The organism is Paenibacillus sp. FSL W8-0439, assembly GCF_038008995.1.
Taxonomy (GTDB): Bacteria; Bacillota; Bacilli; order Paenibacillales; family Paenibacillaceae; genus Paenibacillus; species Paenibacillus polymyxa.
Genome location: NZ_JBBPAK010000001.1, coordinates 5,171,725 through 5,198,599 on the forward strand (window position 1 = coordinate 5,171,725; position 26,875 = coordinate 5,198,599).

At 42.2% G+C, this 26,875-nt stretch carries 16 protein-coding genes; 2 read left to right on the top strand and 14 right to left on the bottom strand.

Annotated elements, in window-relative coordinates; genetic code table 11:
• Positions 1–8: 8 nt before the first annotated feature.
• The 8 genes from MKX36_RS22340 to MKX36_RS22375 all read right to left on the bottom strand — a co-directional run bounded on the left by MKX36_RS22340 (position 9) and on the right by MKX36_RS22375 (position 12,177).
• Positions 9–932 carry an NAD-dependent epimerase/dehydratase family protein gene (locus MKX36_RS22340; RefSeq protein WP_290402626.1) on the bottom strand — a complete coding sequence of 308 codons (924 nt, stop codon included), beginning with the start codon at positions 930–932 and terminating at the stop codon, positions 9–11.
• Entirely contained in the window at positions 929–4,198 is a 3,270-nt protein-coding gene (locus MKX36_RS22345) for a glycosyltransferase (protein WP_340865710.1), read from the bottom strand. The genes MKX36_RS22340 and MKX36_RS22345 overlap by 4 nt, the downstream gene beginning before the upstream one ends.
• Before the next feature lie 36 nt (positions 4,199–4,234).
• Positions 4,235–5,956 (bottom strand): glycosyltransferase family 2 protein, encoded by a 1,722-nt coding sequence (locus MKX36_RS22350; RefSeq protein WP_257126345.1) that lies wholly within the window; start codon positions 5,954–5,956, stop codon positions 4,235–4,237.
• 9 nt (positions 5,957–5,965) lie between these two features.
• Positions 5,966–6,604, bottom strand: coding sequence for a hypothetical protein (locus tag MKX36_RS22355; protein ID WP_107733871.1), 639 nt, complete (start codon positions 6,602–6,604; stop codon positions 5,966–5,968).
• Between the two features lie 42 nt (positions 6,605–6,646).
• On the bottom strand, positions 6,647–7,861 hold the full coding sequence (locus tag MKX36_RS22360) for an ABC transporter ATP-binding protein (protein WP_107733870.1): 1,215 nt from the start codon (positions 7,859–7,861) through the stop codon (positions 6,647–6,649).
• A gap of 15 nt (positions 7,862–7,876) precedes the next feature.
• Positions 7,877–8,677: an ABC transporter permease gene (locus MKX36_RS22365; protein ID WP_107733869.1), complete on the bottom strand. Its 801-nt coding sequence runs from the start codon at positions 8,675–8,677 to the stop codon at positions 7,877–7,879.
• A 28-nt stretch (positions 8,678–8,705) separates the two neighbouring features.
• Entirely contained in the window at positions 8,706–10,877 is a 2,172-nt protein-coding gene (locus MKX36_RS22370) for a DUF3329 domain-containing protein (protein ID WP_340865711.1), read from the bottom strand.
• Between the two features lie 454 nt (positions 10,878–11,331).
• Positions 11,332–12,177 (bottom strand): glycosyltransferase family 2 protein, encoded by an 846-nt coding sequence (locus MKX36_RS22375; RefSeq protein ID WP_107733867.1) that lies wholly within the window; start codon positions 12,175–12,177, stop codon positions 11,332–11,334.
• A 719-nt stretch (positions 12,178–12,896) separates the two neighbouring features.
• On the opposite strand from MKX36_RS22375, the gene MKX36_RS22380 reads away from it, so the two are divergent.
• A complete protein-coding gene (locus MKX36_RS22380; protein WP_340865713.1) occupies positions 12,897–15,353 on the top strand; it encodes an O-antigen ligase family protein in 2,457 nt (818 codons plus the stop codon).
• 88 nt (positions 15,354–15,441) lie between these two features.
• On the opposite strand, the gene galU is transcribed toward MKX36_RS22380, so the two are convergent.
• The 5 genes from galU to MKX36_RS22405 all read right to left on the bottom strand — a co-directional run bounded on the left by galU (position 15,442) and on the right by MKX36_RS22405 (position 23,357).
• Positions 15,442–16,323: a UTP--glucose-1-phosphate uridylyltransferase GalU gene (gene galU / locus MKX36_RS22385; protein ID WP_257126348.1), complete on the bottom strand. Its 882-nt coding sequence runs from the start codon at positions 16,321–16,323 to the stop codon at positions 15,442–15,444.
• Positions 16,324–16,517: 194 nt separating this feature from the next.
• Positions 16,518–19,028 (bottom strand): U32 family peptidase, encoded by a 2,511-nt coding sequence (locus MKX36_RS22390; RefSeq protein ID WP_025365953.1) that lies wholly within the window; start codon positions 19,026–19,028, stop codon positions 16,518–16,520.
• A gap of 433 nt (positions 19,029–19,461) precedes the next feature.
• On the bottom strand, positions 19,462–19,902 hold the full coding sequence (locus MKX36_RS22395) for a GNAT family N-acetyltransferase (RefSeq protein ID WP_045244617.1): 441 nt from the start codon (positions 19,900–19,902) through the stop codon (positions 19,462–19,464).
• A gap of 259 nt (positions 19,903–20,161) precedes the next feature.
• Positions 20,162–22,075, bottom strand: coding sequence for a stalk domain-containing protein (locus MKX36_RS22400; RefSeq protein ID WP_340865716.1), 1,914 nt, complete (start codon positions 22,073–22,075; stop codon positions 20,162–20,164).
• 49 nt (positions 22,076–22,124) lie between these two features.
• On the bottom strand, positions 22,125–23,357 hold the full coding sequence (locus tag MKX36_RS22405) for a S1C family serine protease (protein ID WP_340865717.1): 1,233 nt from the start codon (positions 23,355–23,357) through the stop codon (positions 22,125–22,127).
• A 355-nt stretch (positions 23,358–23,712) separates the two neighbouring features.
• Here MKX36_RS22405 and MKX36_RS22410 point away from each other — a divergent pair, with 355 nt between their 5' ends.
• A complete protein-coding gene (locus MKX36_RS22410; RefSeq protein ID WP_340865718.1) occupies positions 23,713–25,338 on the top strand; it encodes a nitrite/sulfite reductase in 1,626 nt (541 codons plus the stop codon).
• 118 nt (positions 25,339–25,456) lie between these two features.
• Here MKX36_RS22410 and MKX36_RS22415 read toward each other — a convergent pair whose 3' ends face one another.
• Positions 25,457–26,668, bottom strand: a complete 1,212-nt coding sequence (locus tag MKX36_RS22415; RefSeq protein ID WP_340865720.1) for a hypothetical protein — start codon at positions 26,666–26,668, stop codon at positions 25,457–25,459.
• Positions 26,669–26,875: the final 207 nt, after the last annotated feature.

Genomic DNA, 26,875 nt, shown 5'->3' on the forward strand with positions numbered 1-26,875 from the left:
TATATCGTTTATTTAACAGAAATATTCTGATAGTAGTTGATTGTCTCTTTCAAGCCTTGATATAAAGTGAATTGACTTGTCCAGCCAAGGATGAGCTGCGCCTGTTGATTGCTTAATGAGCTGTATTTAATATCGCCTATACGCTCCTGCATATAATAAGCGGAAGCATCGATTCCCAGTATATTACGCATCATTTCAAACAATTCTTTCACCGAAATTTCTGTTTGTGTGCTGATATTAGTAATGCAATTTTCCCCTTTGGTAAGAGCCGCAATATTGGCGTTAACGATATCTTTGACATAAATGAAATCACGAGTTTGAGCACCATCACCGTGAATTTGAATCTCCTTGCCAGCAAGAAGGTTATCCAGGAAAATTGAGATCACACCGCCTTCTCCTTTAGGATCCTGCCGTTCGCCGTAAGCATTGCTGTAACGCAAAATCGTATATTTAAGACCATGAAGATTGGAGTACAACTGAATATAAAATTCAGGTGTTAACTTGGACAGTCCATAGGGTGACAGCGGAGAAAGCTTGGCACTCTCCTTTACAGGAAGTTCTTCTGGATAGCCATACACTGCTGCTGAAGAAGCATAGATAATTTTTTGTACTCCGGTTTTATAGCAACAATCCAAGATATTAATCGTCCCGCTAATATTGATCGATGCGTCCTGTGAAGGATCAGCAACCGAATGCGACACACTAATCTGGGCAGCATGATGTATTAGAATCTGCGGCTTGAAGTTCTCAAACACTTCCAATAACTCTTCACTGCGAATATCCACATTATAAAAAATAGCCGAAGGATTAATATTTTCTTGCTTTCCAGTGGACAAATTATCAACAATGCATACTTCATGTTGTTCAGCAATCAATCTGTCAACAATATGAGAAGCGATAAATCCAGCTCCTCCGGTTACTAATATTCTCATACCTCTACCTTTCCAGTACTAAGATTTTTGTAATACAGTTCTTCCAATGTGTCAATGCTCGGCTCCCATCTCCATTCTTCTGCTGTCTTTCTACCATTCGCAGTCAGACGCTGTCTAAGCTCAGTATCTTCGATAAGCTTTTTAACAGCTTGCTTTGCGCCTTCAACATCCCCGATCTCCACGACCAGTGCGTTATAATTATCGACAATATACTCATCATAACCAGTTACATCTGCAACTACGCAAGTTCCTCCACAAGCCATCATTTCTAGAGGCGGACCAAAAAATCCTTCGACCCTACTCAGTTTAACGAGGATATCACAGCTGGAATAGATTTGATTCATCTGGCCCATTGGCACCTTTTCAAAGAATACATCGCATTTCCATTCTTTTTTCGGTTTCCCCGCTGAACTTACACACCACACTTCACAATCCAGATCATTAATAGCATTAAAGGCATCTTCCATCCCTTTAAATGGAATATCGATCGGTCCTTCAAGCAGTACCCTTACTTTATCGCCTTTTTTGGTAATTGGATCTGTTTGGAAAATAATATTCTCATCCAATCCATTAGGAACATAGGTAGAGTCGTGACCAAACTTTTCTTTCAACCATTTTTGAATCCATTTTGCTTCCGTCATATATTCATAATCGAATTTATATGAATCCCATGCCTTTTGACTTTCAAAAGACCCTGCAGGATAAAAGCGGCTCTCATCGGATTGAACAAAATATACTTTTCTCTTTGCAGGAATATCAGCAATGGTATAAGCAGTGCTCCAACCTGTTGCAACAAGAATATCCAAATTAGTCGGTGCTTCATCAATACCGATTATCTCAACTTTCTGGTTCGGAAACCAGTTGATCTCTCGATGAATATCCTCAGTAATAAGCAGCACATCATATCCACGATTTAATAAACGGTTTGCGTGCTGACACACTACTGCGATACCACCTGATATGCCGCATCCTGGAATAAGATAGGCAATCTTAGGCTTCATTACTACAATGTTTTTGTGCTCCTCCAGCATCAGATCAAACCAGTGATTATCGTCGTCTTTAAACGAAAGTTCCAGGTTGTTGCCATGTAATCTAAGATTAGTTAACATCAAAGGAATTGATTTGAACTTATATCCTTTATACGCCATTCTGAGCCATAATTCGTGGTCCTCGCGATAGCGCATATTTGTTTTTAGTCCACCTACGGCTCTGACAGCATCCAACCGCAACATTACGGTACTTTGGCAAGGGACACACATTTTGAGCAATTCATCATATCCGCAATCTGGACTTAATACTTCCTGCCCATTCTTAATATCAATCATGCGTGATCCGTCCACAAGAGCTCGCCAGCCTCCATAAACAACATCCGCTTTAAATTCATTAATATAATTCAACGAAATTTCCAGGCGATTTGGTTCTGCAATATCATCACTATCTTGAAAAGCCAGAAATTCTCCGCGCGCCTCACGAATGGCTTTGTTTCGTCCACGTACCGCGTTACCACTGTTGTTATAATATTTAAAAATGCGAACTTTCTCATGATCTTTATACTCATCTACGATTTTTAGCGTTTCATCCGGAGAACCATCGCAAACGATGATCAGTTCAAAATTTTGATACGTTTGATTCAAAATCGAATCTATACTTTGTCGCAACACATCTGTTCGGTCATATACAGGAATGACTACACTGATGCGAGGAATATCTCCATTTACTTGTTGTTCCGCATATTTTTTCACAGGAATAGGGGCGGGAAGGGACTGATTCCGATTAGCCAGTTTCTTGATCGCCAATTTTGGATTAGCTATGCCTTTTTTGACCCATCTTCTATATTTTTTGACTTTGGCAATCAATTTCCAGGAGCGAGAACTATAAATACTTTCCAGTTCCTTATCTTTTTCCCTTGTGAGTTCGAGCAAGTATCTTGTATTGTTTTCTTTTTGATCCAGTTGGTTAAGAAATCTTTCTCTTTCAAATTCCAGCTGATTAAGAACCCCTTCTTTTTCAAATTCCAGATCTTGAATTTGAATGTCTTTACTGGTTGCCATCTGCGTCAAAGTAACAATTTCGCGATTCAAAGTTGCTTCCGTCTTTTCCAGTTCAGATTTTAATTGTGCCTGCTGCTTCACTGCTTCATCTCGATCTTGCATAAGTTTTGCTTGCTCAGCTTGCATCTCTGTCAGGCTTTCACTCAATCTGACTTCATTGGCCTCATTGACTTTTTTAACTTCCAGCAAATATTTTAAGTTCTTCTCTTTTTGTACAATCTCTTTTCCAGCAAAAGAATATCCTTCTATGAGATACTCCATAATTTGCGGATCGATCGTAACGATACTATCTCTTTTTTGCTCGCCAAGCTTGTATAGCTTAAAATACTGTTCCGCAATCGTTCTAATGTCATGGAATTGAACAGCAAGTTCCAAATTGGCTTCAATAATCTCACGCGTATAGAATTTTTGAATTAATTCAATAATTTGATCGGCATTGTACTTTTCACTGTTTATCCTTCCAGAAAAATTTTTCTGACGGAAATCATAATAAGTATCGGGTGTTACAATACCATCGCCGCCATTATAATCAAATACAAGCGGAAGTCTGCCACAACTCATGGCTTCCAGTATGCCTCGTCCCAATGAAACAACCACATCGGCATTCAAAATTTCCTCTTCTACTTCCCACACATTGTTGTGCGATTGTCCAACAATGTTAAGCTTCATGCTTGCTTTGTTGGATACTTCTCCCAAAACCTCTTTAACATATGAAGTATAACGGTTAGACAATAACAAAATGGTCTCGGGTTTTTCATGAGCCGGGGTCCTAGGATGGAACCGGGTTTGATCGATTCCATTACGGATAATGGATATTTGATCTTCATGAATGCTCCAGTTTTGAATCAAATGTTGTTGTACCTCTTCACTAACAGCTACATACTTGACAATTGAGGGAATAAAGACTGGCTTCTCTTGCCATGGAATAATGCCATGCGATGTGAATACCATAGGTACAGAAGGATATTTATAATAAACGGAGATTGCTTCTGCACGATGCTGGGCATGTATAATGTCAACATCATCAGGTAAAGAAGCGATTTCGTCTGTGACAAGTACACCGATCTCGGTATATTTGTCTGCTAACTGACCAATTCGAGTGGAATAAAGAAAGATTTCATGGTTTTGTCGCAAAAATTCTTTGACGAGACTATAAGTAAAGGTTTCCGTCCCCCCACTGTATTGTAAATCATGAAGAGTAAATAAAATTCTCATTTGACCAGGCGCTCCTATCAAAATAAAAGATTATATTCAAAGTCCTTCAGGTTTATATAAAAAATCAAGTGGATAATAATGATCCCTATCTTGCAAATAATCTTTATATTTCTCTAGCATAACTTCCCGTTCATTTTTAGGCCATGAATAGGAATGGGATTGTCGAGTATATAAAAGCTCATGATTCACTAGCTTAACGTGACCAGAAAGAAAATTGACACGCAGGCAATAATCCACAATGGTCAAATCGGTAGTATAGGTTTCATCAAAATCCCCATAATATTTGTAGGCATCTTTTTTCAACAGGAACAATTCAGGACTGATTGCCGTAATATTTTGTGCGATTTTAAGTCGACCGAAATAACCAAAAAAGCTAGAATTGATATTATGATATAGATTTATAATTCCTTTTTGGCTAACCGCAAGTCCATAACTGCTGATTTTATTTTTTTTGTTCAAAACTTTGGGAGCTATAACAGCTGACTCGGTTGAGACAGCTTCCGCTATTAAAATCTTGTACCAATTATCAGCCAAAGAGTGAATATCCGCATTTATAACGATGGCATGATCAGCATTACTTTTTTTTAACAAACCATTTAATGCTTCAGCAACATTTTTATCACTGCAGTCATACACTTTATAGTATGAAGACTGCTCGGCAATGCTGTATGCATCTTTATGAAATGGAGTAAAATTCATCATCACTACATCAAACGGTCGGTATTCGGAAGAGATATTAAGACTGGCATAGTACTCTTTTATAGACTGTGTACTTCCCCAATTGCCCAGGCAAAACAAAGCTGCTGTCTGTATCTCATTTAAAACTGGAGTTATATTAAAAGCGCCATGAAATGCGCCTTCATTCACTGTCAATGATTCGTTTCGGTTTGACACATAGTTCTGCAGGGCATTTTTTCCAGCCTGCAGGGCGTAAGACTTGGCTGAATAGCTGGCAGCTGTGGAATTTTCGCTAATTCGCCAATGATACAAAACCTTTGGGATATGATGGACACAGATTGCTCGTTCAGTCAATCTTAAAATAAAATCGTAGTCCTGGCTTCCATCGAATTGACTATTAAATAGTCCCGTGCTTTGAAGCAACGAAGTTTTAAAAACCAAAAAATGACAGATATAATTGTAGCTCAGCAATGTATCTGGAGACCAGTCTGGTTTTTTGTGAACACTGATATGTTTCCCTGTATTACCGATAATTTTATCTTCATCGGAATAAATGACGTCTGCACCGTGTCTGTTAATAGCGTCTACGCATTCATATAATGCGTCATGCGTCAACAAATCGTCATGATCAAGCAACCCAATATATTCTCCCGTTGCCAGTGCCAGTGCGCGATTTGTATTTTCAGAGATTCCATAATTAGTTTCCGAGCACGCATAGACTATTTTATCACTTTTGGATATAAAATGGTTTATTACTTTCTCGACATCGCCCTCTGTACTCCCGCCATTAAATAAGCACAATTCAAAATTGGAATAGGTCTGGTTCAGTACAGAGTCAACCATCTGCTTCAAAAACAGGGGGTTTGTATTGTAAACAGGGACGACAATACTGATTTTGGGTTGGATGTCGAATATTCTGTTTTTCTGCTCTTCAAGCTGCTGTTCAGCCAACGGCACAAAAGGAGGCTCTGAAAAAGAAAGTTGAAACCATTTTTCATGAGCCTTGTTGATAAAGCTTTTTATGCCTTTATCGCGAACCAGGTGAATTGCACGCATGATTACTCGGAACTTATTAATCATAATTGTCCCCTACTTATTTTTTATGAATCGCAATAATTCAAACAGAATAATATTCAAAAAACTAAAGAAAAGACCGTTAATTATAATATCCTTAATAGTAAATTGGTTCTGGTAAATAAGTTTGCCTACCAGACTGCCTTCCTGGTGCTGCCCCGCAAATGACAGATTTCCGTCCGCCAGGCTGGTGTTGTCCTTCCAGAGGGTTACTGCCTGGGAAGGATCACTTGTATTAGAGCTTATCCTCAAAATATACATCTTGCCTTTTGAATTCTCAACAGGATCGAAGGACAACTCGCTATAGGCATTATCTTTGGCCTGAATGTTATTGAATTTTGCCTGTCTTATTAATTGGTTTGTATCTGCTTCATATAGAGATAACAGCGTTTCACTGTCATTTTGCCTGTTAAATGTAGAAAAAAACAGTTCGACTTTAGCAAGACCATCCTGTTTGGCAGAAAAGGACTGTTCAATTACTTTAGCATTTGTAATCTCTCCAAAGTTTGCATTCAGATTTGTGCCCAGATTGATCGTCTTGAGTTTATACACCTCCGGGGCAAAAAGATTGCTATTTTTGATAGCAGATACTGAAGATACAAAAGCAAACGTGACGATTATTACAATAATAAAGCGCAACATCTTTCTAATCATCATACACCACCCAAACTCACCAAATTATTCCAACAATGTATATCACTCTAATATCTCCCATTCATGCTTACATCTAAAATATCCTTCCCCAACAGGCAATCCGCGCAGATTTTTCTTGGGCAATACTCTAAATTCGGACACATAGTCATTACGATCATAAGGGTACATAGCCATTTCATCAGAGATATGAACGGAAATGAAATATCGTCCATCTAAAAAGTCATTATTCTCCACTTTGATTTTAAATACGGAATAAGGCTGGTCTAATTTCACATCATCACGAACAGTATTAAACAGAGTGACAATGTCGCCTTTCTCATTATAAACGATCAATCCCACACCGTATTTCAAGCCGGATTCTCTGAAACCGAGTTCAATTGTGAATACAATATCCTCTCCGGTAACCACTACATTTTTATTAATTTGAATTTTTTTTACAAAAATCTTATTTTTAGCTTTACCGGCAAGCTCATCGGTAAGTTCTTCTGCATCAGTAGCCATTACAATTTCTTTTGCTTCTTTTTGTTCGATAAAATATTTATATTTTTCGCAAATTTCATCTGCCGGTCCCTCTTCTCTCAGTATGCCTTTTTCAATCCAGACTGCATGACTGCAAAAGTTACGGATTGCGCTTAGGCTATGACTCACAAACAGAATGGTAGCTCCGCTTTGCACCATTTCCTTCATTTTCTCATAACATTTCTCCTGAAAAAACATATCCCCAACAGCCAGCGCCTCGTCCACAATCAATATATCCGGCTCAACATTGATGGCTACTGCAAAAGCTAATCTGGCAAACATACCGCTTGAATAAGTTTTTACGGGCTGGTAAACAAAATCCCCAATATCAGCAAAATCGAGAATTTGCTGCAACTTCTCATCAATTTCATCCTTGCTCAGATTCATCATAGTTCCATTTAAATAAATATTTTCAATGCCAGTAAGCTCCTGGTTAAACCCTGCACCCAGTTCCAAAAGCGCGGATATTTTACCATGAACGCTCACTGTACCACTCGTTGGATTCAATAGACCGGTAATAATTTTCAGAATGGTGGATTTACCGGAACCGTTTGTACCGAGTATTCCTACAATTTCCTTTTTTCTAACTTGAAATGAGACATTGTCAAGAGCAGCGTAATCGTTATGATATTTTTTTTTCATCGGATGCAATGCTTCTTTAAGCCGGTCAGCTGGCTTGGCATATAATTTGTATATTTTGCTTACATTTTTTACATCAATTACAACTTCAGCACTCATCTTAACACTCCATCCTTATAAAACGTCAGCAAAATGAGGTTTTAATTTTTTGTAGAACAATGCTCCAACCAGAAAAACAATAAAGGAAACACACCAGAAGTACAGCGTCATCTCGGGCTTTTGCCAGAACCAGACCTCACTCACCAGCGAGTCCCTGTATCCTTCAACAATGTAATACATAGGGTTCAGTTTCAATAAAGTTAAATATTTGGCCGGAAACAAAGAGGGTTGCCACAAAATAGGTGACAGCCATATTCCAAATTGCAAGATGATAGCCACGATTTGATTCAAATCCCGAAAAAAAATGACGCATGAAGCCGTAATGTAAGACAAACCCAGCAATAAAAAGCACAGCGCAAAAAGATAATAAAAAAGTTGCAACATATAAATTGTGGGCTCATAACCATGCAAGAAATACACATACAATAAAAAAGCCATAAAAAATACGTGTACAAACAGTGCCGAAATAATTTTGATGCTTGGCAAAATGCTGACTTTAAACACAACTTTTTTTACCAGATAACTGTATTCAATTAAGCTGTTGGTCGAGTTGCCAAGGGCTTCAGAAAAAAAGAACCATGGAATAAGACCACACATCAGCCATAAAATATATGGGATATTGTTGAGCGGAACTACACGGAATCCAATTTCGAAAATGAACCAATATACAATAATGGTCATCAAAGGCTGGGCAAAAGCCCACAAAATCCCAAGTTGAGAACTGGCATATTTAGCCCAAAAATCATTTTTAGCCAGTTTTAAAATAAGGCCTTTGGAATTATAAAATTCTTTAAAAAGAGTTAGAATCTTTATCACTTCTTTCGCATGATATCATCCAATTATCTTATAGTTGGACATCATATAATGTAAGAACCTTGCCAATATTGCCTTTTTCATTATAAAGACCAATATCTATTTTTTTGAAGGACCTTATTCGGGATTTAGCTGTGTGAGTCCAAAATCCATCTTGTGTTGCAGCGCCCAATTCAAAGTCCCAATTGGCGTAACCGAACTTAACACGCTCTGCAGGCAAATTATTGATCTCTGAATCTGCAGGATATGCGTGTATAAACAGATACATTCCATGCAGCATTTGATAGTCTGAAATCGCAAGACGTGTTATTACCTGAAGTTCCTCAGGACTGAATTGATTAAGTTTGAACTCATCCATCGTAATATTGTCACTCAACTTAAATGGTTCTTTCATTAAAGCCTTGCCGCTTGTTTTGATATCATGGCTCGGCTCAATTTTTCCTGCAAGCTCTTCTTTGTTTAAACCAAGCACGTTTCCTTTGCGCCCGTCAGTGACTGAATAAAATCCCATTTCTACATTTTGATAATTCCCAAGATTCCCATTAATCTCACGAACGAAAAATGTGGTTCCATTAATTTTTTTTGCTACAGGTGCCATATCCCAATTATCATATCCAAACTTTTGGCGATCCTCCTGCAGCAGCGAAATATCATTATTTAAAGGAAAAGCATTAATAAAAAATCTTAAGTTGCTCATATCATTAACATTAGTATCGTTTCTAAAAATGAACAATAAGTATTCTTTATTATCCTCTTTAATCAGCTTGATGTCATTAATGGTTATGCTTTTGTAAAAATAAAAGTTTTTGTGGTCAAGAATGGACGGTAAGCCATAAAGAGTATCCTTGTTTTCCAAAGCATCCAACACGGCCTGATCCTCGGCAATTACGCTGCTTAAACCGTAATACTTATTGAAATAGTACGCAAATTGCTGATCCTCAATATCTCTGACAAATACGTATCTATTGCCATCTGTAAACAGCGGTAGAATAATGTCGTAATTGTTTTTGTTTTTGTTTTCGTTCACGGTCGCAATTCGAGCTGTATTCTCCCGATTTAATTGCACATAGCCTTTGAAAGCCGAAAACATGGATATTAGCATCACTACCGTAAAAACAACAACTATCGCCGCTTGTACTCTTGAGAATTTCAATTCAATATTCAGGTTTTCGATTAAAAACAAGCAAGCCACGATTAAAAAAGCCGCCCCCCCATAAGAGGCTCTGATAGGGAAAATAGGGGAAGCAATCATAATAAAAAAGCTCATAAAGCCAGCAAACATAAAAAGGATCGCAAAATAGACATTTTCCTTTTTCAATTTCCAAGCTTTGAAATAGATCAGTGCAAAAATGTTAATAACAAGCAGAATAGCCAGAACAAGCAGCAAATACTTTTGCTCGATCAATGCCCCTTCAAGATTATGCGCATAATCTTTCAATCTCTGCAGTAATGGTGCATGATAATTGATCGCTTCAGATCGTTTATTATTGCCCGGAGCAACAATCATAGTTGCAAATCCGAGAAAAACGCCTATACCGCCTGTATAGAACCAATTGGGTAATTTTTTTGACTTGATCCATTTTAAATACACATATAAAATTGCCACCAGCATACATGCAATTGAACCAGTATTTTCATTAGTCATACCGGCCAAAAAACCAAGCAAGGCCATACACACACCAATCAGATAATTATCTTTCAGCATTGGCTTTTCTACGGCCAGATAGCGGTAAGGGAATAAAAAAAGCATAATAAATACAGTAGTCCATAAGTAGTTGACAGAGCCAATTAACCAGATTGAAGTTTCCCCGAAGTTTGGCAGACCGAACCAGCACAAAATTACTACCGCAAGCAAAGATCCAACATCTTGTACACGGTTCATCATTCTTAAACGCACAAAACACAAAATTGTTCCAATCAGCAACACCATCATGATGGCATTCATGATATTAAAGATCGGTTTTCCCAGTAGCAAAAAAAGCTGGCCGAAAAAATGTGCAACTAACCGACCACCCCAGGTAAAATAATGTACATGCAAGGATTGGAAGATATCCAATAAACTCGTTACTTTGGTATCTGTTGCGAAAATAAAGCTATACGCAAAGTCATCCGCAAACAACGGTTCCATCACATTTAATGCATAAAAATAAGCGAGTAACAAGATCCCAGTTATACCTGAGACCCAAACGTACTTTTTTGACATAATATTTATTTCACCCTTTAGATAAAAGTGTCTCACCTTAGACGACAAACATAATGGCATGCTCCTTCTAGGTCATTAACATCTGTATTTCAGGTCTGCCGATTAACCGAAATATTTAATTAAACGACATCTACCCAAGGCAGATAGGATTATACAACTACATTAATGTCGATGCTAAAAATCGTTTCGTATGACTGAAGCTCTTCTGAAAGAGCATTCGCTCTAATAGTACTTCAACTTTAACCAAAAATAGCCCTTGTCTTGAAAATGTAGCTCTTTGCTGATTCGACTCATAATGCAATTCCGTATCATTCCTCAGTCAAGTTTCCCGCCGTTGCGTAAAAAGTCTCCTATTGTTTTATTCTCTTTTCTCTGTAGCAAAGTATTTCCCGATCCCTTATGGAAAACAGAAACCGTTTAAAAGACGATTTAGAACTCGTCCTGTACAATTAAATTATGGCTTAATATTAACTGCATTACTGAAAAGCTCATATCCCCATTTATACAAAGCACGATCAAAGTCTGACTTTTCATGAACCGCCTTTCCTTTTCTTTCAGTCCACTTTTTTCCATATGGCTCATATGGAAAATAATTAGCATAATAATCGCAAGTTTCTTCCCAATGCTGAATTGACAGAGATTTCCCATAATGTTGACAATAAAACATGGTAACTATACTACTGTCCTCAGTATATGAAGGCTCTCTCGAATCCAATCCAATATATTTAATACTCGCATTTGGTCTCCATAACATAACAATATCTCGTCTTTCAGGTCCGAAATATTTCCTGAAGTTGAGGAGTTTGCTCGTAGGTGCATAAGACTGCTGATCTTCCTTGGTTATATAGGCATCAAACAGTTGAATTTTAACTATATCAACGTTTTGAGAATCATCTGAGTTTATAAATTCTCTAATTTCTCCTATATACCGCTCATCAGCGTCGGCACAAAATATCCATTCAGGAGAATAACGCGAAGATAACCGAAGAAGATTATCACGATGTTCTGTTTCACTTTTTAACCGTTCCTCAGGTGTTGTCTCCCAATGAAAGTTTCTAATTATTGCTATAACTTTCTTATGATTTTTTAAAATTTCAAAAGTATTATCCGTACTGGCGTCATCATAACATATAATCCCATCAGCAAATTCACTCAAATGATCTAATGTATCTTGGAGAATTAGGGATTCATTTCTTATCCGCAACATTGCTAAGAGCTTGTAATTTTTAATTTTTTTGTAATCAAAATAGTATATTCTTTCCTTTTTCGAAATTTTATAAAACCAATTTAATAATTTCATGAATATTACTCCCCATCAATTCCATATTCAACTGAATATCGATTCTATTCCTTTTGTATCTATATAAAAATTGGCTGTACAATTTTTGCTAGTAATGAAACAAAGATAACTCATTAGATACAAATACGATCACAAAGCATTTCCTTCAACAAAGTTATTTTTCCTAAAACTCATCTTCACTTTGAAAACCCGCTCTTTTCCTAACAAAATTGATTCACAATGTAGATCCCTATTATTTCTTCGTCAAATTCCCCAACGTTACACGCATGCTGTCCTGGTTGACAGAGCCTTTCACACAATCTGTTCGGAAGCCATGAGGTCTAAAGCTCCTCTTCGATGAGCCTAAGCCTCTTCAGGTATTTTTTTCTGCAGTCAAGGAGCAACAGCGCTGGGCATAACTTTCCTGAAATCGTTTCGCTTGATAGATTTACCTGCTCTGCATTCCGACAAAGCTCTCGGCTTAGTCATGGCAGAATGTCTGCCACGCTACTTGACGAAGGCTCTGGCATGTTCCCCTACTGGTGTAGGCTTTCTAGCTCGCTGTGTTAGACTATGGTAAGATAAGTGTAGCTCATGTTGGATTTCTTTATGTGAATGTGCGTGTACACATAATTCAATTAAAATTCGCCTTGCACTGATAAAAACTATTAACTGTACAGTTGTAATAATTGTTATGTTAAAATACTAGCATTAACTTCAAAAAAAGGAGATTGTAAACCTTGTCGAATCCAGTATACGGGAAACAGGCCAAAACGTCGACCCGTGACGATAAAAGGCCGGCTATGTTTTGGGTGTTAATTGTTGGCATGATTCTGTTTTTAACTTGGTCTCCCTTCCAGGCTGCACTTTTCAATGGGCAAATGCTCGATTTTGAAAAGCCACTCTATTGGGCTTTGATCATCAGCACGATTCTATTAATTTTAGGAATCGTAACCTATTTTAAAAAATTCAAGTTAGAAGAGCAAAGGGATTGGCTGACTGTATTAGTATTATTGCTTCCCCTAACTTATGTGCTTTCACTGACTTCAGCAGCTTCACATTACCTGGCCATGAATATGGTTGTGGTACAGTGCATCTATGCCGCTCTGTTTATTATCTCAATCTATCTACTACAGGATCGCTTAGGCAATAAGATTATTCACAACCTGATTATGACTATTGCTTATATCATCGTAGGCTTTGGCTTCATTAACTGGTTCGGACAGTGGGTGCTTGCCGGCAAAATGGTAGGCTGGTTTACCCAATATGTGTATCAATATCGCTATACCAATGCAGTTATGACAGATACAAATGGTCTCCGGCTGACATCAGTGTTTCAATATGCGAATACATATGCGGCCTTTCTAATGGCTTTCCTATTCGCTGCCGTTTTCTGTCTGATGAAATCAAAACTATGGTATGGCAAGGCTATCCACGGCTTCATGTTGGTGCCTATTCTAGTCTCGCTATTCCTGACTTTGTCACGGGGCGGTCTGGTTATGCTACCTGTCGTGTTCGTGATTCTTTTGCTTTTCTTTAAACCAGCACGCCAAATTATATGGATTTTGCATTGCGCCATTGCTGGTGTAGCGTCAATATCTATCTTGGCGCCGATTACAAATATGGGATTACAACTCAATAAGACTTACAACGGCGGAGAGGCTGCCGAGGCTTGGGGATTACTTATTGGTGTCTCCCTGGCTGTAGCTGTCGTACTGTGGCTTGTTGAACGTTATTTGGCTCCAAAGCTGGAGAATGCTCTCAAAGGATGGACTTCACGCAAGTTATCCAATTTGTGGTTGCCTGTCGGGTCAGTTGTGGTGATTGGCTTGCTGGCTTTTCTGTTGATGGGAACTGGCCTGCGTAGCGTACTGCCGGAGAACGTACAGGTCCGGTTAGAAAACATCAATTTCCGCCAGCATAGTGTGCTGGAGCGGCTTGTATTCTATCAGGATGCTGCCAAATCGATTAAAGACCACCCGATTATCGGAAGCGGCGGTGGCGGTTGGGCAACTTTATACGAGAAATATCAAGATTATCCTTATACAAGCCGTCAGGCCCATAACTTTTTCATGCAGTATTTAGTTGAAGTAGGTATTATCGGTTTCGTAATTTTCATGTCATTCATCTTATATATTTTCTATAAATATATCCGCAACTATATTAGACAAAATGATGAAGAACGGGATTCTCACTTCCTATATCTCATTTTGGCACTTTCGATCTTACTTCATAGCTTGCTGGACTTTAATCTTAGTTACGTGTTCATGGGCATATTGGTATTTGTGAGTCTCGGTGGTATGGCCGCTGCTATGGACAGCAAGCCGCTTAAACGTCTGTCTATGAATGCTTCGGGATTCCGAATCATGTATAGTGCCATCATTGGCGTTCTAAGCATCGTAGTGCTTTTTTCAGGTCTTCGCTTCGTGCAATCAGCCAATGCTGCCACAACTGCCAAACAAATTATGGCGGTAAGCTCATCATTTGAGGAAATGCAAAGTGCCATTAATAAGGATCTTGAACTTCGTCCTACGCACCCGGATTCGGTTATAAGATTGGCTGCACTGTACAAGAGTGTGTATGATCAAACGAAAAAAGAGGAATTTTATAACGCTGCAATAGAGGTACTTAATACGGGCCTGAAGGCAGAACCGTATAATAAAATCATGTATAGCTCCAAAGTTAACCTTTTAAAAGCAAAAGGTGAAAATGAGCAGGCCTTCAGCATTTTGGAAAATAACATTTCCAACTTCAACTGGGACAATGACTGGTACAACATGTTGATTACTCAAGCCTACACTATTGGTAATAAGGCACGTGAGCAGAAGGACACCGCCAAGGAACAGAAGTATTTCCAAGCAGGTCTTACTGCTTATCAGAAGGTTCTGGATGGGGTAGCTCATCTTAAGACGGTTCCACCTGAAATCGAGTTGACACGTACTTTTGAAGTAACTCCAGGTATTGCGCTCAGTACGGGCAAAATTGAGTTCATGTCAGGTAAGCCTGCTGAGGCTGCAAGCATCCTCAAAAGCGGCTTGAAGGACGACCTGAGTGATGCTACAAATCGTGAGGTCGCTCGCTATTACATTGCTGCCCTACAACAGCAGGGCCAATCGGATGAAGCATTGTACGATAGGTTGATTAAGGCTGATCCGAAGGAGAAGGAGCAGATCGAACAGTTGAAAGCGGAGAAATAGTTAAGAAAAAAGAGACTATCAGATGATGTTACAACACCTGATAGTCTCTTTTTTATATTAAGGAAGCATATTGTGTTTAGCGAGATGTTTATTTTTGTTGGTCAATCTCTTCAATAACCTGTCTCATATAAGCCAGTACTTCATCCTTGATTTCGTTATGCTGTAGAGCATAATGAATGGTCGTTTCAATGAATCCCAGCTTCTCGCCAACATCGTGGCGATTGCCATCAAATTCATAAGCCAGAATAGGGTTCTTTTCTCCCAGCTTGGACAATGCGTCCGTCAGTTGAATTTCCCCGCCTACTCCTGCGGATTGCTGACCCAGGATATCGAAAATGTCAGGCGTCAAGATATAACGTCCCATGATCGCCAAGTTGGATTTGGCTTCTTCCTTCTTTGGCTTTTCCACTAATCGTTCCGCCTCAGAGATTTTGGAAGTAAGTGCATGGCCTTCCACAATTCCGTAACGATGCACCTCGTCCCAATCGACTTGCTTTACACCTACTACAGAACGCTGATACTCATCGAACACGTCAATCATCTGTTTGAGACATGGATTCTCAGATTCAACAATGTCATCTCCTAAAAGTACGGCGAAAGGCTCATCACCAATAAACTTACGTGCACACCAGATGGCATGCCCCAAGCCTTTAGGTTCCTTTTGACGAATATAGTGGATATCTGCCATCTCTGATGGTTTGCGTACTTCATTGAGCAGGTTCCATTTTTCCTTCGAAGTCAAATTATGCTCCAGCTCAAAGGAGTAGTCAAAATGATCCTCTATCGCCCTTTTGCCTTTACCAGTAACGATAATGATATCTTCTATACCAGATGCAACAGCTTCTTCAATGATATATTGAATGGTTGGTTTGTCTACAATGGGAAGCATCTCTTTAGGCATGGCTTTCGTCGCAGGAAGGAACCGGGTTCCTAGTCCCGCAGCAGGAATAATTGCTTTACGGATTTTCATAGGTTAAGACTCCTTTGTCTTCAATATAACGGTTAGGTATACTGTCTATGATTATAACAGGTAGATAGATAAATTTAATAGGTTAAAGAAGAAGACATCTTCCCTTAAAGAGAACATGTCTTCAATCTCTACTTACTATATGATTATATTATGCTTCTAAAATCTAATTGGCTCCTGAACAAATATACAGTTGTTTATTTCACCAATTGCCCACGTGTAACCCCTAGCTGATTCGTCGCTTTCAGCGTCTTCCATACTTGTGTTCCGCTAATTTCTCCGCGCAAGGCACGGTTATAGAGATCAATAACCTCATGAACTTGCTCTGGTGTCTCCTCCAAAAATTCCACTCGGTAACGGGACACGCCTAATTCCAGAAAGTTAGATAGGTATTCCGCGCCCGATTGCTCAATCGCGTTGTACACCGTATTACGGCATCCTTCGTCCACGCGAACCGGGTGAGACATCCCAATACGATCACGCAGGGATGCGCGATGATCCTCACATGGACGACCACAGTTGGTGTAGTCTGTGCCTTCACTCATAAAAGTACAATACACGCAGTGTTCGGTATGGAACATCGGTAAATGCTGCTGGATGACGATCTCCAGCTTGTCGGTACGTGTACGTCCCAGCATATCGACCATCTGTTGGATGTTCAAATCATATGACGGTGTCACCAGGTCGCAGCCGGAATCCAGGAACAGGTCAGCCGCTTTATGGTTGGCGATATTCAGCGAGAAGTCGCCGATCAATTGCGGATGATGCACATCCGGGTTCTCCAAGCGATGACGCATGTAAAAATACAATGCTCCCGGATTGCGTACCAGTACAGCATCCGGTTGCAGGCGCAGGATATTGTTGTGATATCCGTTTTCGCCCGGCATGTGAATACGCGGAGTCACCAGCGCAATTCGGCGCCCTGCGCCGTGCACAGCCTCTACAGCTGCTGGAAATTGCTTGATGAACTCGAAGTCGGCGTAGATGAACTCCACGCCGGCCTCAAGCGCAGCCTCCACCTGAGGGAGGCTGCGGCACAGCGCGGTCAGCTCTGCCTGTCCGCGCTCCACAGAAGATGCTGGAGCCGCTGCGTCGCCATACACCTCTACCGCCCGCTTCGTGTATACGGGTGGTTTGGGGCGCTCGCCCGCGAGCAGTTCCACCGCCTGACGGCGGATGCTGTTCAGCTCGCGCATGGGTACGATGACGTCCCCATGCAGATGGACGTCCAGCTCCTCCAGCTGGAACACGGTTCCGCCCAGTCGGCCGAACTGCTCTTCGAGCAGTTCGTGCGTCATCGGACGCTTCTGGGCGATTTCAAGTTCCAGCTCAGAGTCCACGCGGACCGTTGTGCCTTTCTGCACGTCGGTCCACCATGTCGACAGCGGCTGTCCTGGGGAGCCGCTGACCCGCACATGTACCGGGAAGACACGGTACGGCTTTTCGGTTTCGTACGACTGGCGCAGACGCTTGTCCAGCGCCGGGTCGTTGGTCTTCCAAATACGGTCGCCCACGTGCACTCGGCGCAGATCCACATCGTTGCGTCCCGCTACGATGTCAACAATCCATCCTTCTCCAGCTTCGCCTTCAATCTTCACGCCCTTGCGGCGGATATCGTATACGCGTCCGCCTTCTTCTTTTTGCGTAGGATCTCCTGCATCAAATACAATACCATCGCCACGCTTGAGCGGGGCGTCGATACGGCATACTACACCATCACGTAGGATTTGCTCCACTCGGCCCAGATACACGCCCCGGCTTTTCGGGAACGTACCGTCCACCAGCTTTTTGTTATTCGTTCCTTCCAGAAACCCGTGTGTAAAGCCGCGTGAAAAGCTCTGCTGCAGCTCGCGGATATCTTCTTTGCTCGTCTTGGACGTATCGCCATCAAAATACTTGTCAATGGCTTTACGATATTTGCTAACCACATTCGCTACATATTCAGGCGTTTTCAGTCGCCCTTCGATTTTAAAGGAAACCACACCTGCATCGATCAGTTCTGGCATCAAATCAATGGCTGCCAAATCCTTAGGGGATAGCAGGTATGTCACATCGGCCATCGGCTTTTGCTCTCCATCCACCATCAGATCGTAAGGCAAACGGCATGCCTGTGCACATTCACCACGGTTTGCAGAGCGTCCGCCCCACATTTCTGAAGTCAGGCATTGGCCTGAATAAGATACGCACAACGCTCCATGCACGAATACTTCCATCGGAAGTCTCGCTTGATCGCCAATTTTTTGAATCTGTTTTAGATTATTTTCACGACCCAGCACAACCCGTTCCATGTTGTACGGCTTCGTGAATTCTACAGCCTCCGGCGAGGTAATCGTCATTTGAGTAGAACCATGGATCGGGAAATCCGGCGAAATGTCGCGAATCATTTTCACCAAGCCCATGTCCTGAACAATTAGGGCATCGACACCGGCATCAATACAGGCATCGACCAGCTCTTTAGCGTCCTCCAGCTCATTTTCAAATACTAGTATATTGAATGTCAAAAAGCCCTTAACCCCGTAGCTATGCAAAAAGGCCATAATTTCGGGTAATTCATCCATGCGAAAATTATTCGCCCGTGCCCGTGCATTGAACTTTTCCACCCCAAAAAAGATCGCATCGGCTCCGTTCGCTACCGCCGCACGCATACAATCCCAGTCACCTGCTGGTGCCAGAAGCTCGACATCTTCTCTTCGTACTGCTGATTTCATTATTGCCCTCCCTATATGCTGAAAACGAATGACCCCTCATTGGAGCATCGTTGTTTTCAGGGCAGCTATGCTGCTTACTTGGTAATCTCATTAATGTTCCATCCACTCATTCCAAAGCTGGTTATGTTCAGTCAGGGATATGGAAACCTACTAAGAATCTTATTTTTTAAACCTATCTGTCTCTATCATCTTGTCCGATCATTCACACGCTGAACCATCGGTCCCTTGTCTGAATCGCATCCAACTCAAAAAATCCGCATTACAATCATCTGCGGCAGAAATTATTCTTATCTTGTAACTAATCTAGTGTACCAGACTGCGCCCCAAGCTTCTACACTTTCCAAGCGATTCCTTTAAAAATATAATACTGAAATACAAAAACATCTCCAATCCCGGTCAGCGGTGCATTGGAGGTGCGTCATCATACCATTAACTAGGCAAAGCTATACTTCGCAAGCATTTCTCCCCAGGGTGATATTCCTTCCTCCCTGAAACCAGATTTTCTGTATAGCTTTCTAGCAAGTTCATTGTCTGGTTTATATCCAATCATGATCATATCAGTCCGATTACTGGCTTTCCTTATTTCGTCGATAACCAGCAACATTGCATGGTAACCATGGCCTTGGCCTTGAAATCTTTCGTCAATCATAAATCGGTAAATCCAGTAATTCCCGTCATCCGGGTCTAAACCAAACATCGTAAAACCAATCAATACGTCATTATTATAAATCGCTCTAGATAAAAACCCATCCAAAAACTGACATTCAGCAATTGAGTAAAGGTTAGAGACCATAAACCTTTGTTGCTCGGGGCTCGGTTGAAGTTCAGCACATTCTTCCCAATTACTTTTGTCGACTGCCTTTAATGTAATTATTTTTAGATTCCTCCTATATAGACCAACATCTTCGATCTTCCCTGCTTACTTCACTCTTTAAAAGATTAGGGATATTTGGCGGTGGCCAGCGAAGCGGGCCATTTGAATCCGAAGAAGCGCCAGCGCTCGCCTTTGACCTGGGATTCTTACTATTTAATCCTTACACAATCCAAGAATCCCGGGTCAACAGCGATCGTAGGATCAAATGGCATGCGTAGCCTCTACCCACTACAGCTCACTAATCTTTTATCCTCACCCTTTACTTCACAAAACTAAACGAATTCAGCGTCGAATCCAGTGCGTTGGACTGTACACCCGTGTTGTTTGCATCGTTTAATGTCGTTGTTACGGTATATGTTTTACCGTTATGCTCCAGAACGATTTGGCGACCTGTATAGCCGATACCTTCGTCCACACGGTGGAATGTAAAGGACACTGCCGGCACACCGGCAAACGTTACATCCTTAACTTCCTCCACTTTGAGGTTTTTATAGTTCTTGGCTTGCTTATCATAGAAGTCCTTAAGCTGGGACACCGTTAATTCAAAGGATTGGTCGTTGTCGATTTTAATGGAAAAACGTCCTCCGGTAAATTGATACTCTATATCTCCCAATTCAAATTGATCGCTAACCGCAGTCCAATACCGTGGGATATTTACTGTATATTCATATGCTTTAGACGTCTTTTTGATCGTTTTCGTTTTGTCCGCCAGGTAGTCATCCTCTTCCAATTGTCCAAAGTTATTCGCTACTGTTTGAAAATCGATTTGAAGCGAAGAAATGAGCGCGTTGAACTGGTCATTTCCCTTGCTTACCTTTTCAGGCACTGCGTATTCAGCCAGGTAGCGATATCCATTTTGCTGAATTAGCACATTGTACTCCTTGACCCATTCATCCCCAAAATTATAGCGGTACTCCTGCACTAATCCCTGAACGCCTGCAACCTCCAGCGGATAAGTCTTTTGTGCCTCATAAGCAGTAGACACAAATGAATCGCTTAGCCATTTTTGCAGCTGCTGGCCCCAGTTCTCCAATTTTCCATCTGCTGGAGCAGAGGTGACTTTCATGCGGAAGCTTGATCCGTCATTGCTTTCATACTGCATTCGTTGGTCGTCCATTCTCCAGCCTGCAGGTATTTTGAGTGACACACCGTAATCTGGATTCCCGGCCTCACGTGTGCCTCCTACTACAGTGGACAAGTCTTTAATACTTTTATCCTGTGCATTAAAAGAGGTTTTAAATGAGTTCAACAGTCCAGCATACTGGGCCAGATCTTTATAGTTCGTTGCTTTAGCATCGGAAAAATAAACGACATACAGTCGTCCGTTGTCATAGTACTGACGATTTTCCCACAGTACGCCGTCCCCATCCTTCGTAATAACACGAGCATAAGGCACTTTCGCTTTCGGGAAGGATTTTCGGTCCACTACAGTTTCTCCCGTTTCCTTGGCTGCCTGCACCAATTGTTGCAACAAATCGTCTGCATTCAGTGGAACCGGCTGTAATGCTGTGTGTACTTCCATATAGTATGCACTGTTCTCGTCCATAAATGTGGAAATACTCTCATCTCCACCCCCCTGACCGATAACGAGTCCTGTTGGATAGTTCATGGACCAATCGTAGTAACTATTCCCGATCTGCGTCTTGCCCTCATCATTATCAATGTTCGGTGATTCTTCTGCTACCGTGCCCGCCTCTTCTTGGGCTTCCATTCGAATGATGATTCCTGCGCCATTCTTCTCCATCTTACCGCCCAGTCCTTCTGCTACTTGACGCAAAGGCACCATGAGGATTCCTGACGACATTTCCGGTGGAGCCGGAAGTGTCACCTTGTGTCCTCTCACCCAGGCTGTACGACTACCGATTGTCAGCGATACAACGTGAGTGCCGCTGGTGATCTTAACCACATTATCTTCAGCTAGGCGAATTTTGCTGTTAAATGCCTTTTTAAACACACCAGCCGGAACCATCAGTGCTCCACTTTTGGAATAGGGTTTCGTAATATTCGCATTTTGGCCGTTCACGATGGCTGTATTGCTGCCGCTTTGCAGACGCAATTCCAATATGTTTTTATCTTGATCTGCTGCAACTGCTGGTAAAGCGGTAAGCAGAAGGGACAATGCGACAGCGCCGACCCCCAGCTTACGCATCATTTTTCTTTGCATATGCTTCACAGTAAATCTCCCTTTAGCTTTATTTTATAGATTGATGAGCCGTTATCGCTCACTTTCCCGTAGCTGAATCTGACGCTTCCTTCGGAGGCGCTATACCGTCATCTACAGCAGCTCCTGATTCATTCGAGTCTTCAAGATCTTCTCCAGACTGAATGGAATCATAAATTTCACCAGTATCCTGTGTCAGTACCAGCTTGCGCTTCACAATATCACCGTCCGACTGCATAAGTACACTCACCGTTTGGCCCGGTTGATAGTTTTTAAGCAGCTCATTGACATCAATGGCGGAAGCTACACGCTTGCCGTTAATACTATACAATTCATCGCCTTCCTTGATTTTAACCTGTACGGCACTGGCTGAGGTGACTTTAGTGACTTTCAAAGGGTCCTCGGTAGGCAACCCCACGATAGCCGACCAGCTCTCTTCAAGCCCTAGACCAAGACTAGCACGTCGAACCTCACCATATTTGAAAAATTGATTGATGACATATTTCACTGTATCCGCCGGAATCGAAAAGCCCATATTTTCAATTCCGACCGCTGAGAACTTCATTGTATTGATCCCGATAACCTCGCCCTTGAGATTGACCAGCGGACCACCGCTGTTACCAGGGTTGATCGCGGTATCACTTTGAATGAGACGATACGCAGCGTTGACACCACGGTTCAGCCCGCTAACAACACCTGAGGTTGCCGAGTTACGAAGTGAAAAGGAGATCGGTGTACCGATAGCTACTACCTGCTCGCCTACCTGTAAACTATTCGTAGAAGCTGCAAAGGTAGCAGGTTTAAGACCGCTTGCCTTAATTTTAATCAACGCCAAGTCACTGATCGGATCGCTGTAGCTGTCGATGATTCCGTAAGATTTTCCGTCCGAGGTTACAACTACGGCATCACCTAATCCTTCGATTACATGCGCGTTCGTAACAATCCATCCATCTGCCCGAATGATGACACCCGTGCCGTGAGCCAGGTTGTATCGGTCTCCCCCTGCTACGGTCTCTCCTGTCGCAGAACGGCCAATGATGCCGACTACCGAAGGAGATACATTTTTAACGACCTGCGGCACACGATCGGCCGATAACGTATATGTACCATTTGCGCTGTTATACGCGCCGCTGGTTCCTAATACTTTATTCATATCACTTACGTTCACATAGACCCCGCCATTAATGACCTTGGCCTTTAACGCAGTTCCACTGCTGGCTGCACCTGCCGTTCCAGAAACACATAGAGCGCTGCCCAAAGCCAGCACAGCTACCCTTTTCCCCATCTTACGCATATACTCACCATTTCCTCTCTAACATGACCCTGTTCTATCAGTTAGTCCAAATCTACCATAGAGGGGACACGCATACAATCGCTTTAAGCCCTATCTTTTTCTAAAAAAGCGCCGTTTGCCACATCCCTATCCTCTCATACTATTTATATTATAAATTTTCCAAATCCTTATATCAAAAAAATAAGCAAAAACAATAAAAAATCGTTATACCCTTTGGACCATTCCTTCGTTTACGGGCATAACCAACTATGATACCATCACATTATATCTTAGTTATATTGTCGGAAATAAAAAATCGTGAGTTCTATATCCAAAATCTCAAGTATAAATAAGACACATGAAGGAGGTTAAAAAGATGGCCTATGAACCCATCTGGAATGCTCATCCCGATAAGCTTAACAAGTTTGAGTTAGTCAAGCTGGAAAAGGATGGTCTCGACGTTATACGTACCATCATCGAAAGCTATGCACACAAAGGGTATGACTCAATCTCTGCGGACGATATGGACCGATTCAAATGGGCTGGGGTTTACCAGCAAAAACCCAAGGATGGTCATTTCATGATGCGCGTCCGCATCAATACAGGGATCATGACTTCAGCCCAGGCACGTGCCTTAGCAGACATCTCCGCACTATACGGGCGTGGTCTTGTGGATGTCACCACCCGTCAGGCTATTCAATTTCACTGGCTGACCGTTGAAAGCTTGCCGGATATTTTCGAACGGCTGGAAAAGGTTGGTTTGTATTCCTTTGAAGCCTGTGGGGACTGCCCGCGTACCATTGTCGGCAATCCTCTGGCTGGCATTGATCCTAATGAGCTGGTGGATACTCAGGAGATTGTAGATGAAGTAAACCGCTTTTTCTTATTGAATCGCGACTTTTCCAATCTTCCGCGCAAATACAAAATGTCCATCTCCAGTAATACGTACAATAATGCACAGGCTGAAATTAACGACCTGTCCTTCACACCGGCAACCAAGATCCTTAACGGAAAAGAAGTGGTTGGCTTCCATGTGATGGTTGGCGGAGGACTATCCGCCAAGCCGCATTTGGCACATCCGCTGGATTTGTTTGTCCGTCCTGAGGAAGTACTGAAGGTTGCTATTGCTGTGACCACCATCTTCCGTGATTACGGCTATCGGGAAAAACGGCACCATGCCCGTCTGAAATTCCTTGTTGCCGATTGGGGCCCAGACAAATTCCTGGCCAAGCTGACTGAGTACACTGGCGAAATGCCGGGACGAGGTGAAGATAAAACCATTGGCTGGCAAGCCGCCTATTTTGACGGTATACATCCCCAAGCCCAAGAAGGTCTGAACTATGTCGGTCTGAACGTACCTGTTGGTCGCCTCAGTGCTGACGAGTTGCATGAACTGGCCGACCTGGCTGACCGCTACGGTGATGGGCAGATTCGTACCACGATGTCGCAAAATATTTTGCTGAGCGGTGTGCCGGATGATCAAGTAGATGAGCTACTAAAAGCTCCCGTGCTGCAACGCCTGACACCACAGCCCAAGCATTTTATGAGCCGTACAGTATCTTGCACAGGAAATGAGTTTTGCAATCTGGCGATTGTGGAAACGAAAAAGCGAGCGATTGACGTTGCCGAGTATTTGGATCAGCACGTACAATTGGATGAAAAGGTGCGCATCCATTTTATTGGTTGCCCGAATTCCTGCGGTCAAAAGCATATTGCCGACATTGGACTGCAAGGCTCGCTCCTTAAGACACCTGAAGGCATGGTTGACGCGTTCGACATCGCTGTCGGCGGGGCACTTGGAGCAGATGCCCAGTTCAACAAGGCACTCAAAGGCCGCGTGCGTGGCGATCAGGTTGGTCCTGTATTGGCAGAGCTTATTCTGTTTTACAAAGAAAATAGGATTGCTGGCGAAAGCTTTTATGCGTATGTACAGCGTGTAGGCATTCCGTCTTTCCAAGAGAAGTTGTCTGCCATTTTACAGTCCAGCCACGTTGCATCCTAGACATAAAGCCCATTAACAGCCTGCTTGTATTTTATATACAAGCAGGCTGTTTCTTATGCCACACCACAGTGCCATACCTACTTGCTACTTCTTCGATTTCATAAAAAAAGACACCGGATTACTCCGGTATCAATATTTTCGCAAAATCGAGTACTATTGGCTTTTGGACGCCTGTTGTAGATGTCACCACCGCGTAGCCTGAAGGAATCTTATATATCAATCCCGTATCATATCGGATGCCGAAGGAGTTATCTTCCTTATAATGAGTCTTCGTTTCCCACACCTTCGTGCCGTTTCCTTTTAAGCCTGTGATAGTAATGCCATGCATCTTCGTGGTTTTACCCAGTGGATCATATTGATCACTGAACTGGACGTACAACTGCTCCTCAGGCAGATACACCCGGTCAGCGGCATAGTCCTCTGTATTACTAAACAATTGCAGACCATTACTTAACACCTGGGTACGCTTGCTGTTTCCTTTAAGCCCTGTTACAGCAATATGACCGCTGGACAACTCACGTACCGCCGCAATTTCCTTACCTGATCCTAAGTCTAGATGGACATCACGGATATTACGACCATACACATCGGCTTGTACTCCCACGGGACCATCTGAGCTGTTCAAAAGCGCATAATATCCATTGTGACTGCCAACCAGCCAACCTGAGGTCACCCCGGCCGTCGTTCGATTCCATTGTATGTCGCCATCTTCTGTGTATTTGAGTACAGTGAAGGACTGCTCCGCAAGGTTCAGTGAGGAGACTAGAAAACTGCCATCCTCAAGTGGCTCCAGTCCTACCCGAGAACCCTGCCCTTGAGATATCAAGCCATCAGTCGGTAATGTTTTGGACCACAAGGGGTTTCCATCCGCGTCCAATCGTGAAGCCTGCAAATCCCGCATTCCGTTCGGTTGGGTATAATCAATCAGAAACAACAACCCACCATCTGACGTCTCCCGCTGGACTCCCCTGCTACTTGTTCCCGGTTGTACGTTCAGGTCCTGCTGGTGTTTCCATACAGTCTCCAGAGAACTGTCCAGCTTGCCGTACGTGACGTGTACCACACTTGCTTCTGTAATGTCCTCGACGTTCAGCATTAAAAACCCACCCTTTGCTGCGGGCTGAATATAATTGTGAGCGTTTTCTGAATCTTTAATAGTTCCAATCGCTGCACTGGTTTCGATCTCGGCTTGTATGGGCGCATACGCCTCGGACACCTCGGAGGCATAGGACGGTGCAGCACTATAACCCAATAACCATGCCGCTATAGTGACTCCTGCTGCCCATGAGTATACACGTGTACGTAGAACTTTACTTTGCTTAATCTTCAAACGTTCCAGCTCCCTTCATGACTTCCTCAGAGATGTGGTATAAATCTTAGATGTGATATAACTATAGACGGTTTCGCTTCAACTAGTAATGGTTGTCACGGGGCACGGAACTTCGTATGATGCTAGATAATCATAAGTTATATATTAACCTCTTCAAGCCCGAGCCTAAACATCCAAAACTCCAAAAATTTAGAGATTACTCAGAGA